Source organism: Butyrivibrio sp. NC2002 (assembly GCF_000702265.1).
In the GTDB taxonomy this organism is placed as follows: Bacteria; Bacillota; Clostridia; order Lachnospirales; family Lachnospiraceae; genus Butyrivibrio.
This window is the reverse complement of sequence record NZ_KL370881.1, coordinates 84,789-96,837: the sequence shown is the minus strand read 5'-3', so window position 1 is coordinate 96,837 and position 12,049 is coordinate 84,789. Positions and strand designations below refer to the sequence as shown.

11 protein-coding genes are annotated in these 12,049 nt (G+C 42.1%); all 11 read right to left on the bottom strand.

Annotation, left to right across the window (positions count from 1 at the left end):
• Positions 1–39: 39 nt before the first annotated feature.
• The gene (locus T543_RS11465; protein ID WP_035768648.1) at positions 40–615 is read right to left on the bottom strand and encodes a histidine phosphatase family protein; all 576 of its coding nucleotides are present in this window, start codon (positions 613–615) and stop codon (positions 40–42) included.
• A gap of 87 nt (positions 616–702) precedes the next feature.
• Positions 703–2,445 carry an alpha-glucosidase gene (locus tag T543_RS11460; protein ID WP_051638739.1) on the bottom strand — a complete coding sequence of 581 codons (1,743 nt, stop codon included), beginning with the start codon at positions 2,443–2,445 and terminating at the stop codon, positions 703–705.
• Positions 2,420–3,940, bottom strand: a complete 1,521-nt coding sequence (locus T543_RS11455) for a glycosyltransferase (protein WP_051638738.1) — start codon at positions 3,938–3,940, stop codon at positions 2,420–2,422. Before T543_RS11455 ends, T543_RS11460 begins: the two co-directional genes overlap by 26 nt.
• 80 nt (positions 3,941–4,020) lie before the next feature.
• Positions 4,021–4,602, bottom strand: coding sequence for a rhodanese-like domain-containing protein (locus T543_RS15365; protein ID WP_051638737.1), 582 nt, complete (start codon positions 4,600–4,602; stop codon positions 4,021–4,023).
• A gap of 58 nt (positions 4,603–4,660) precedes the next feature.
• On the bottom strand, positions 4,661–6,517 hold the full coding sequence (locus tag T543_RS11445; RefSeq protein WP_035768646.1) for an alpha-galactosidase: 1,857 nt from the start codon (positions 6,515–6,517) through the stop codon (positions 4,661–4,663).
• Between the two features lie 22 nt (positions 6,518–6,539).
• Positions 6,540–8,150, bottom strand: coding sequence for a glycoside hydrolase family 43 protein (locus tag T543_RS11440; RefSeq protein WP_035768643.1), 1,611 nt, complete (start codon positions 8,148–8,150; stop codon positions 6,540–6,542).
• Positions 8,151–8,343: 193 nt separating this feature from the next.
• A complete protein-coding gene (locus tag T543_RS11435) occupies positions 8,344–8,811 on the bottom strand; it encodes a hypothetical protein (RefSeq protein ID WP_035768640.1) in 468 nt (155 codons plus the stop codon).
• Between the two features lie 96 nt (positions 8,812–8,907).
• Complete coding sequence (locus T543_RS11430) at positions 8,908–9,957, bottom strand: NAD(P)H-dependent flavin oxidoreductase (RefSeq protein ID WP_035768638.1); 1,050 nt, start codon at positions 9,955–9,957, stop codon at positions 8,908–8,910.
• A 258-nt stretch (positions 9,958–10,215) separates the two neighbouring features.
• Complete coding sequence (locus T543_RS11425) at positions 10,216–10,668, bottom strand: GAF domain-containing protein (RefSeq protein ID WP_035768636.1); 453 nt, start codon at positions 10,666–10,668, stop codon at positions 10,216–10,218.
• Between the two features lie 58 nt (positions 10,669–10,726).
• Positions 10,727–11,770 (bottom strand): 16S rRNA (cytosine(1402)-N(4))-methyltransferase RsmH, encoded by a 1,044-nt coding sequence (gene rsmH, locus T543_RS11420; protein ID WP_035768634.1) that lies wholly within the window; start codon positions 11,768–11,770, stop codon positions 10,727–10,729.
• A 72-nt stretch (positions 11,771–11,842) separates the two neighbouring features.
• On the bottom strand, positions 11,843–12,049 hold a 207-nt coding region (locus T543_RS16090), incomplete at its 5' end, for a hypothetical protein (RefSeq protein WP_035768632.1).

Below are 12,049 nucleotides of genomic sequence, written 5' to 3'. Positions count from 1 at the left end.
TTGTGAAAAAAACATTAACGGATTTTAATCAGATTCCTGTTAAAGAATGTCTTTTATAAGTCTGTGAGCACCATTTACAGACTCATATACTCTTATCTCGCAGTTTTCAGGTCTGGGTCTCCAGATATAACCTTTTTTTGCATCCTCAAGATAGCCTCTTATCACACGGATTATTCCGCCGTGGCAAGCTACAAGTACATTCTCATAATCCTTTTGTTCAAGTTCCCTTAAAAAGCTGTGGCTTCTTTCAATCATCATGTCGGTGGTCTCAACAGTTTTTGGAGCCTTAAAGACCTCGGGGAGCGCCCAATAAAGGGACATCGATAATCCCATTTTTCCATAAGGTCTTTTTTCGTATTTTCCAAAATCGGTTTCGATAATTCTCTCATCGGTTATTATCTGACTCTTGTCGACACCTGCTATAATGGATGCTGTTGTTATCGCTCTGTCCAAAGGGCTTGCGTATACCGCATCGAATTTCACGTCTCCGATCTTTTCCCTGGCTGCCTTTGCCTGGGCAATGCCGACTTCGTTTAGGGGCATATCTGTTCTTCCCTGCATTAGTTTTTGGGCATTAAGGTCTGTCTGACCGTGCCTTGTAATCCATATTTTCATATCTGTTCCTTTATTTATGGTCCTAAGGGGGTACCGCTTGCGGTGGATTCCTTAGGACGGTCTAATGTTTTCATAACTTGCTTTACACTACCTTTTATCTCTGAATCTGTAGACTCTTGCTTCATAAGGTCTGAAAAATCCATGCTCAGCTGCTATTTTGCTAACTGTACTGTGCATCTTATCCCTAAGGCCTTCATCCAAAGAATCCTTATATCCTTCGCCCTTACTATCGCTATTCACATAATTGCACAAAACAAGCTGCCCTTTCAGGTTCTCATATTCCTTGGGAAATCTGACCTTCAAAGGGAATTTTGTAAATGAGCATATAATAAGATATCGCACATCTTCATACTTTCTTTCGTATACATAGAGATTGGGATCGCTTGGAAAATATTCCTTGTACTCTCCATACAGAAGTGCTTTTGACTGTTTTCTCAGCCTAAGGCACTTCTTATAAAAATTCAAAATGCTGTTCTCATCCTCCATCTCAGACTCTGCATTAACCGTGACATAATTTGAATTTATGAAAAACCACGGCTCATGCGTAGAAAAACCTGCATACTTTCCGCTGCTCCACTGCATGGGTGTGCGGGAAGAGTCTCTGCTTGAGATGTGGATCCTCTTTAGCCTCTTTTCAACAGAGTCCTTTAAATGATAGGTATTGTAGTTATTCTTACTGGAAACATCGATGTAGTCCTCTATCCTTGAGAGCTTTATGTTCATCATGCCGATTTCCTGCCCCTGATAGATAAAGGGTGTACCCCTCTGGAACAGGTAGCTTGCGGCGAGCATGGTTCCGCTCTCTCTCCAGTAATGCTCATTCCCATACCTGCTGATAATTCTTGGATGATCGTGGTTTTCCAGATAAAGCAGATTCCACGCTTTTCCTGCAAGTCCGTACTGCCACTTCGAAAATGCCTTTTTTAACTTTACAAGTGAAAAAGGCCTGTGCACATATTCTGTGTAGATACAGTCCGCCATCATATGGTCGAAGGAAATCATCATATCCAGCGATTTGGTATCACCTGTCAGATACTTCATGGCCGAATTCAAAGTGGTCATCGGTCCCTCACCTATCTGGAAGCAATCGTACTCACTGCATACCTGTCTGAACTCAGCCATATATTCATGAATATGTGGTCCGTCCTTGTAATAAGGCAAGCCATTTACCGCAGGAATAAAGGGTAGTCCGTCAGGAAGTCCTTCTTTTTTGGAGATAAAATTGATGACATCCTCCCTAAATCCATCAACTCCCATATCTAGCCAGAAGCGCATAATCTTTTTAACCTCTTCCCTGACCTTGGGGTTATCCATGTTTAGGTCTGGCTGCTTTTTTGCAAAAATGTGAAGATAGTACTGATCCCTTTCCTCACAATATTCCCAGGCTTTCCCTTCGAAAATACTGTCCCAGTTATTTGGCTTATCTCTCCAGATATAGTAATCGCTGTATGGGTTGTCCCTGCTTTTTTTACTCTCAATAAACCAGCGGTGCTCATCCGAGGTATGGTTTACAACAAGGTCCATTACTATCTTAAGTCCAAGGTCATGGGCTTTATCAAGAACCTTCTTAAACTGATCAAGCGTGCCGTAATCGGGATGAATATCCATGTAGTCAGAGATATCATATCCGTAATCAGCATTGGGTGAAGGGTAGAGCGGTGAAAACCATATACCGTCAACTCCCAGGTCCCTTACGTACTCCAGCTTGTCATACACGCCATACAGATCGCCTATTCCATCGCCATTTCCATCTGCAAAGCTTCTTACCCATATCTGGTAAAAGCTCATTTTTTTGTACCAATCGTTACTTCCCTGCTTTTTTATCTCCATGGAAAATCTGCTCCTTGATATCATCTGTCAGGTCAGTGATATTTTCTTTGATATCATCTGTAAAATCTGTGATATTTCCTTTGATATCATCTGTGAAATCATTTATGTTGGTTTTCAGCTCATCCCAGTTTTCTTTGAATTCATCAAAGTTTTCTTTCATGCCGTCATAGAAATTCCTTGGCAGGTCAAATACATGGTTCGTTCCCTTGATGATTATCGAGGCTGTTTCAAGAACATAGTCGGAGCTGTGTTTTCTTCTTCTCTGCAAAGCCCCGTCGTCAAACATGGCCTTTAGTTCTCCATATCTGTTATAGGCATCTCTTACACTATCTTCCCATGAGATATAGATTTCATCCATAGCGCAGTTTCCCACGCGGTGCATTTCGTCCTTTTTATCCGCAGTCTCTTCAAGAAGCTCTGCCATTGCCTCTGCTGTCTCATCTATCAGATAGCCGTTTCTTCCATCGGTTATCCCTTCCGCAGCACAGGAGCCTTTTATAAGAACGCTTCCAAGTCCGCAGGCTGCTGCCTCTCTTACAACGATTCCATTAGTGTCATACACTGACGGGAAAAGGAACAGATCCGCCCTCGTATTATAAGCTCTTAGCCTTTCTCTTGAATGCTCGGGACCTGCAAAAATGATCTTCCCGCTTTTGCCGTTTGCTGCTTCTGTATGCTCTATTTCCCCTTTTTCATTTACGCTGTCGAGCGCTATTTTGTACTCTTTTACCTTATTTTCAAGCTCTTCCCTGTCAGCTCCTCCGCCGACAAATATCATTCTGTAGTCTATTCCTTTTTGTGAAAGGATATTCAACGCGTCGATGATAAGCGGAAGTCCTTTATATTTCATGATCCTTCCTACGAAAAGATAGGTCGGGAGATTCTCCGGAAGGTCAAAACGGCTGGTAACTTCCTTTACCGTTTCCGGCGAAGCTTTTCCCTTGGGGAAGTCTACCCCGTTTGAAACCACTCTGTAATTTCCTTCAAATCCAAGGGACTTAAGGTTTTCTCCCGCACCTTCCGAAACCACCCATACTTCATCGCAGGCTGAGATGTTTTTCACCATAGCTTTGATGGTTTCTTTTTTCAGGAAGCCTTCACCGACAGCTCTTGCTATATCAACATCGAACTTGGTGTGATAGGTAAAAACGATGGGGCAGTCAACCTGATTTTCAAGTATCCTTGCCATGACGGTTGAAGATGCAGGACAATGGGTATGGATAATGTCAGGCTTAAAAGCAGCCATCTGTCCGATTCCCCTTATAGAAAGGGGATTGCCTGTGCGATAACCCGCAACAAGCTCAGTAGTATCAAGGCTTGGATAAGCAACCACCTTGTAGGGATAATTATCGTAATCTGCACCCGGATATCTGGGCGTTCCCACTATTACTTTCGCTCCGATATCCTCTGTCATTATTCTGGCATAATTCATTACTACATTTGCAACGCCGTCGATTATCGGCGGAAATGAGTCATTCAGTAAGCATATATTCATGGTCTGATTCCCCTTGTTTATCGATATTATTAGTATTTATCAGATAAAAATCTTTTTCCACATTCTAATATTTTAGCACATCAGATTGATCCATAGAAAACATTCATATATCCGGCGCTGATGGCATATTCTGCAGCAATACTGCTCTTTATGCCTCTTGCACATACAAATAAAACAGGTTCATATTTATCATTTCCTATGATATGCGGATTTATCCTTATTTTTTCAAGAGGGATGTTTATGGCCCCTTGCAGATGCCCCTGCAAAAAGCTCTCTTCATCACGCACATCTACTATGAGATTCCCCTTATATTCATCTGCAGCTATCCTGCATGCAGCCTCACTGTTTTCCTTTGCATTTTCAGGAACAATCCGCTTTTCTCTATGAAATATCCTGTCTTCTATTTCAAGAAGGTCTGCCAGTGTCAGCTCTTCATTCATTCCAAATTCTCTATCTGTTTTGGGCAAAATAATCCCTTTAAGAAAAACCTGCGCAACATTCATTACGCAGGCTCCGCAGTCAAACAGATCTTTTAGGACGGATGCCCTTATATAATTTTGTTCATCCTCTTCCATCAAGCTGTTTTTTACATATTCGTAGGCCTCTTTCGAGGCCTCTTTTTTAGTCATTTCTGTCTTTGAAAAAATTCTTAACTTATCCATTTTTGCTTATATCATTATGATCATTGTGCAGATCATGTCTATATTATAACGTGACTTTTTACAGCGGGGAAATCTTAAGTGTAACCTGATCGTAAGGCTCAAGTTCTGAAATTCCAACTTCATCTCCGGATACCCGGCTTTCCTCCCCAGTCCAGATATTTTCCAGTCTGTATGCTGATGCATTTTTAATTGCTGTAAGCTCAGCTCTTCCTTCAAACAAAGAAGCGACCTTTTTTACTGATACGCTGTATTCCTCATCCATCTTATCTGCGCTTAAGTTTATGAAGCTAAGCGCGATACTTCCGTCTGACAAGGGCTTTGCAAGGATGTCAACTCTGTCATTACTTGTCACATATTCTGTATCAAAATCCTTATCGAGGAGGCTGCAAAAAACTCTCTTTGCCTGAATTCCAAGGCTGTCCTGGTTAAGATCTATAGCCTTTTTATTTGCAATTATCTCATAGAGGTCATCGCCCTTACTTACTCTTCTAAGGTCGAGCCCCAGCATAAGAGGTGAATTCATCATGCACCACATAGTCATGTGGGTTCTCTGCTGTGTCAGGCTAAGGCCATTCATGCCTACAACCATCATATCAGGGTCGTTCCAGCCCTTATCAAGTCCTGCAAAGCTATCCATTATAACCGCTTTGTTGTACTGGCTTGTGACAGAGCATGTATAATCATTGATCCATGCTGCATTTCCGGGATCTCCATCAGCTCCCACGGAGAAAGTAATATCATTGAGTATCCTCCATGAGTCACCGACCTTTTTACCCCAGTTCTGTGGCTGTGTTTTGCCCCATTCACACAGAGAAAAGATTATGTCGTGATCCTTTTTGGCTTCTTTAAGACCTTCAAGCAGCTTAGCATATGAAAACAGTGTATTTTCCTGTCTTCTGTGGTTCATGAGCCTTATTGTATAACTGCCTTCTTCAAGGAATAATACAAACTCATCCTCTGATATTGCACCATCTTCAGATCCTTCAAGAAGTCCGTCAAAAAGGTAGATCGTTTCGCCGCCCTTATCTGTATTATTAGCAGCGATCTGAAGCCAGCTTCCAAGCCCCTCTTCTTTTCCCTTGATATTCTCTATTGTAAATCTGTAGTTGCCGCTTTCCTTAGCATTAAATCTAATGCTCACCTCGCCGCTCTGACATCCGTAGGGAGTCCTTGCAGGACCGGTTCCGTCAAAGGTTCCTATATCTGTAAAGAACACCTTATCTTCTATTGTCTTAGTTTTAAAGCCATCACCCTCCGTTGTCATATTTACTCCGGGAGTAAAAATCTGTTCATCAGCGAAAGTTATATCTTGTTTGCTTTTATCCGCAGTTGTTTCTTTATCTCCTTCAAAGCATATCTTCACCTGGCCGATAGCCGGAGCAAAAACATACTTTGCATTTGCCGCATCCGAAAATGTAGCGTTATCCCAGAGATAATAGCAGTTATCCACCTTCAGAAAATCGACATCCCAATCTGCATAAGAAGCCGCATCCTCCTTCTCATGTCCGCAGGTTCCCACATAGGCTCCTGCGCAGAGGTTTGTACCGATGTCATTGTACATACCAAATTTAAGACCTCTATCATGAATGTAATCGGCAAGTGCCTTGAAGCCTGAGGGGAACTTTCCTTCTTCGTTTAATAACCTGCCACCAACTCTTTCTTCCTTATAACAGCCATCGTCCAGAACAAGGTATTTATATCCAAGCTTATCAAGTCCAAGCTCTATGATCTTATCTGCCATAGCCTTGGTAAGAAGCTCTGTATTGCCGCTTCCAAAAGCATTCCAGCTGTTCCATCCCATAGCAGGGAGGTGTCCCTTCTTTTTGTCATGAAGGACCTTGCCATTGTCAAATGAATCATATCTGTAATCTATATCCGGGATCCTGTCCGGATGCTCAGTACTGGTATTTTGCATGTTTCCTCCGGTAAATCATTTGTTACTTCACTACTATCTTAAAATCTGAGAAATCCGCGTAGCCGCCTGTATTTTTTGTGCCATACGCAAACAATCCGAATCTGCATCCTATGAAAAGATCAAGTTTAAAATACATAAGGTGCTCGCCGCTGACCTTCACCCAGCTATCGCCGTTTCTGTATTCATATGAGCACTTGTCGGGATCATTTCTAAAATCTGTTGTCACGCGGAGTCTGAAGATTTCTTTTCCATCCGCGCTCTTATAGTCGGTCTCCCCAAGGTCACAGATTTTGGTGATAACAGGTTTTCTTTCAAAAAAGTCCTTATCTCCCATAACGCTTTCAGTCTCTGCATCGGCTTCTATTTTGGCAATAAATATCTTGTCATCTTCTCTTCCAAGGCATATCCCGCCATAGTGAGCGCTATAAGCACATATTCCTGCAAAGTCGCCATTTTTAAGTCCTGATGCATCAAGTGTTATTTCGCCTGTGCAGATATCCCCCGGGCACCTCTGTGTAAGTGTATTTCTGGCCTGCAGGAGATTATCGGCAGTTTTTCCCACAGTTATCCTAAGTTTATTGCCGTCTTCAATGCTGATATTGTCCCAGTCAGGGTTGTGGGATATCTGCCACCAGAGCTTTTTATCAAGCAGCTCTTTTACCGAAGCCTGACTAAAATCTTCATCTCCAAAAAACTTATCGCGTCCGCAGACATATTCGTCTTCTGCTTCATTACCTTTTACGATGCCGATTGCATTGCCTGTTCCTCCAAACAAAATTGGAACCTTGCCGTCATCAGTTTTCGGCATGGGATAGCCTTCATCATCAAAGGTCATAGGGAAGATCACAGGCGCTCTGCCTATTGCCCCTCTGTCCTGAAACATGAACATATAAAGATTACCCTCAGGATCATCAACCATTCCGCCCTGCGCAACCTGAAGTGCAGGTCTGTATCCCATTGCATCGTTTAATACGGTTTTCCCTTTGAATTCGCCTTCTAAAGTATCTGAAATAAAGCAGCACTCTGTCTTTCTGCCCTGAGTTTCTTTGGGCATGTGGCAGGTAAAAAGGTAATATCTGCTCTGATATTTATACAGGTGCGATCCCTCAAAGCCAAGGGGCTGACCGGGTTCATCCTGAATAAGGATCCTTGAAAGGCCGCCTTCTTTTGCTCCCCAGGTCTTAGTATCGAGCTCTGTTATCTTTACAATTGTATTTCCGTGAACGATATATACTCTTCCATCATCATCAAAAAACAGAGATGAGTCATAAAAGAAATCCCCCATCTCCTGCATTTTCCATGGGCCTTCTATTTTATCTGCCGTAAACAGAAGAGATTTTTTCCTCTCATTGCAGGAAAAAGAAAGGTAGAATGTACCTTCGTGATATCTGAATGTAGGCGCCCACATGCCTCTTGCGTAGGCATGCTTGCCGTTTTTTAATGTGTACTGATCATCATCTCCAAGACTGTCAAAGACATGAGATGCTATCTCCCAGTGCACCAGATCTTTTGATTTAAGAATGTCACCACCGGGCATAAGAAACATGGTGGTGCTCGCCATATAATATGTATCCCCGACTCTTATTACGTCCGGGTCCGGAAAATCTGCCGGAATTATAGGATTTTTTGCCATAACATTCCCTCCGTGGTCCTAAGGGGGTACCGCTTGCGGTGGATTCCTTAGGACGGTCTAATGTTTTCATAACTTGCTTTACACTACCTTCATTAAGCACCTAATTATGCTCACATATTTCCCGGGAAATGTCTGCAATTATTTTGCCATCTTTTCATTGAATATTGCTCAAATTGCCATCATATCTCCGGAGTCAGAAGGGTTTGTTAGACGTGTTGTATCCATCTTTTGATACAGCCTTTTTAAGTTCTGCGAACTTTTTGTTTTCCTTTAGATAAAATTTGTAGTTTCTTGCGCCGTCGAGCTGTATTCCAAGCTTGTTGCCTTCAGCTTTTATTATCGTCATGTGCCATTCTTCTTTGTCATGTGTAAACGAAAGATCTATCCTGTCCTCTTCTTTGGGATCTTTTACAGTAAACGATCCTGTTGTCGAGGATAAAAGCGCATTTATAGCCATAAGATTATCAGGGTCTACCCTGTAGCGCCCTTCGCTGCTTTCTGCAACGCAGATGTCCGCCTCGTTACACAAAACGAAGGTGTCTACTTTAAATTTCCTAAGCTGGTTTGACAGGTAGAGCATTGATGCTATAAGAAAAACTGCTGCAGCAAATACTAAAATAAAAAAGATTGCAAAAACTACTGATTTGTTAACTTTTTTCATGACATATTCCCTCTATGATTTCATATTATTCTTCATAAGATTACTTCATAGAGCATGAATAGTAAACATGCTTTTGGAGAAACTGTCAGAAAAATTCTATAATACGAGCTCTTCTATCAGCTCCTTGACAGGAACTATTCTGTCTATTCTTGATGCGTTTTCGCCACAGAAAAACAGTCCCTCTTCTTTATTTCCCTTAACCGCTGAAATGAGAGCCCTGCTTATGCAATACGGAATCTTATCTCCTTTGGGGCATGCCTTTAAGCAGCTGTTACAGGTCTTTGCAAAAAATTTTTCTCCCGCTTCGAGTCTTTGGAGCAGTGGCGTGTATATCGCTCTTGCGGGCATTCCCACAGGACTTTTTATGATGCGTATGTCCTTCTCTTTTGCTTCCACGATCACCTGCTTAAATACATCATCTGCATCACATTCGTTGGTAGCAATAAATCTTGTACCTATCTGAACTCCGTCTGCTCCTGCTTCTACAGCCAGTTCTATGTCTTGTTTAGAGAAAATGCCACCGCCTAAAAAGATGCGGATTTTCTTTTTAAACTGTTCCTCAAAGGGTCTTATCACTTCCTTAACGTCTTGTAATATCTGAAGATTAGGCTGGCAGGTATCCCCCTCAAGGTCATCTGCAGAAAAACCAAGATGTCCTCCGGCCTGATGTCCTTCTATTACGATAAAGTCAGGGAGTATTCCTGCTTTTTTGATAAATGTCCTGCAAAGAAGCATAGCAGCTCTGCCACTGGAAACAATAGGCGCAAAGAGGGTTTTTGATCCCTTTACAAGCTCCGCAAGATTAAGAGGAAGGCCTGCGCCTGAAATAATAGCATCAGCGCCTGCTGCAATAGCCGCCTTAACTGTTTCCTCATAGTGACTTACTGCGACCATGATATTTACACCGATAAGCCCGTTTCCCTCTGAAATCTCTTTTGCCCTCTTAATATGTTCCTTTAATGCCCTTATGTTTGCTTCGAATGGATCAGTCAAAAAATCAGGCTCATTAAAGCCAATATTTACTGAGCTGATAACTCCCATGCACCCCTCTTTTGCTACGCTTCCGGCAAGATTTGAGAGCGATACTCCAACGCCCATTCCTCCCTGAATTATGCCATGCTTTAGTTCTTTTCCGCTTATATCCATTAACATCCTCTCCCCTTGTGATTTAGTTTTACAATTACTGTCGTGTTTTGATATACGGTATTTTACTTAAAGTAATTATAGTTAAATTTATTTGAGATATTATATTAAAAAGAAGGATTTGTCAATGTGATATGATCCCCCTTAAGTAGACAAGGTAAATAACCAAATCTACTTAAGGGGGATTTTTTATGTCTAAATCAAAATTGTCTGCTGAATTTAGGGCGATGGTATCGCAAGAGTATCTTGATGGAAAAGGTTCTAAAATCTTGTAACTTCTTCAAGTACCTTAACAAAGTTCTCAAGTCCTGCTTTATCTTCTTCTGTAAATCTGTTAAGACTTGGGCTGTCTATATCTAGTACTCCGATAACTTTTCCGTCCTTATGGATTGGAACAACGATCTCAGAGTTTGATGCGCTGTCACAGGCGATATGTCCTGAAAATTCATGGACATTGGGTACAAGATAAGTCTTATCTTCCTTGGCTGCAGTTCCGCAAACGCCTTTTCCAAGGGCAATCCTTATGCAGGCAACCTTTCCCTGAAAGGGTCCAAGAAGAAGTGATCCTTCGTCCATCAGATAAAAACCTGCCCAGTTAAGGTCTTCAAGGTTTTCATTTATCAGTGCTGACGCATTCGATAAAACAGGCATGTATTTGGGCTCATCCTGTGCAAGTGCTTTAAGCTGCTTTGCAAGTAATTTGTAATCTGTCATCTTTTGTCTCCAATTTCAGTACACGTTTTTAGTAATATCTTCATCTGTTGCTCAGAGTTCAGGCTTTTATAGCCCATCTCATTTTGGTTGACTTACTCCTTGGATTGATCCTGCATTCTTCAGCGGATGGTCTTATTACATCCCTGGATACTTCCAGGTAAACTCCTTCCTTTGCAAGTTCCTTGAAGGACTTCTTAACAAGTCTGTCCTCACCTGAATGAAAAGTCAGTATCGCTGCTCTTCCTCCCGGCTTAAGGATTCCCGGAAGCTTCTCCAAAAATGAATAGAGCACTTCAAACTCGCTGTTAACATCTATGCGCAGTGCCTGAAAAACTCTGGCGCAGGACTTCTTTACAGCCTGTTCTTTTTCTTCCTTCGGAACCTTCCACAGCGCTTCCTGTATAGCCTCGCGCAGAGCTGTAGTCGTATCCATAGTTTTTCCCTTGGCCATAAGTGAAAATACCTTGGAGGCTATCTCCTCTGCATAGGGTTCATCGGAATTCTCAACCATCATCCCAATGAATTCTTCCTCAGTTATGCTTTTAAGCCTCTCCGCAGCACTCTGTCCGTGTGCAGGATCGAGCCTTAGGTCTAAAGGCCCGTCTATTTTATAGGAAAAACCTCTCTCCGGATTATCTATCTGCATGGATGATACGCCAAGGTCAGCCAATACGAAGTCAAACTTACCGGCTTCTTCACATACCTTATCTATATTTGCAAAATTTATCAATCTGAATTTGAAAATATCTTCACCATAACCGGCTTTTCTTAATCTCTCAACGGTTTTTTCAGATTCTATCGGGTCAACATCAAGGCCGTATATTGTGCCTTTTCCATCCAGTTTTTCCAGCATCTTGCCTGTGTGACCGCCATATCCAAGTGTGCAGTCAAGCCCCTGCTGCCCCGGTTTTATCTGCAAAAAATCAAGTATCTCCTGCACCATGATCGATATATGCATTCCGGCAGGTGTTGAGCCCTTACTTATTACGTGTTGTATTGTTTCCGCATATTTTTCAGGGTTATGTTCCTTATATTTTTCTTCAAATTTTTTCGGGTATTTCCCGGAGTAATGAACTCTTCTCTTGTGCTTTTTTTCTTCCATTTTTTTCCTCGTATATTATGTATTGGCACGATTGCTCCGCAAGCCTGCCCTATCGGTCGGAACCATTCCAAATCATGACTTCATCATGATGGTTCCTCCCTTTTGAGTCAACGACGTAACAGTCATGACTTCTTGCAGCCTATTATTTTCCGAATTCCTCAAAAGCAACAAGTCCCCCTGTTTTCGTGGCAACTTGGGGTTTTTCACTCCCTGGGATGTTTGCGCTGAAAGCAAAAAAGCAACAAGTCCCCTTGTTTTCGTGGCAACTTGGGGCTTTTC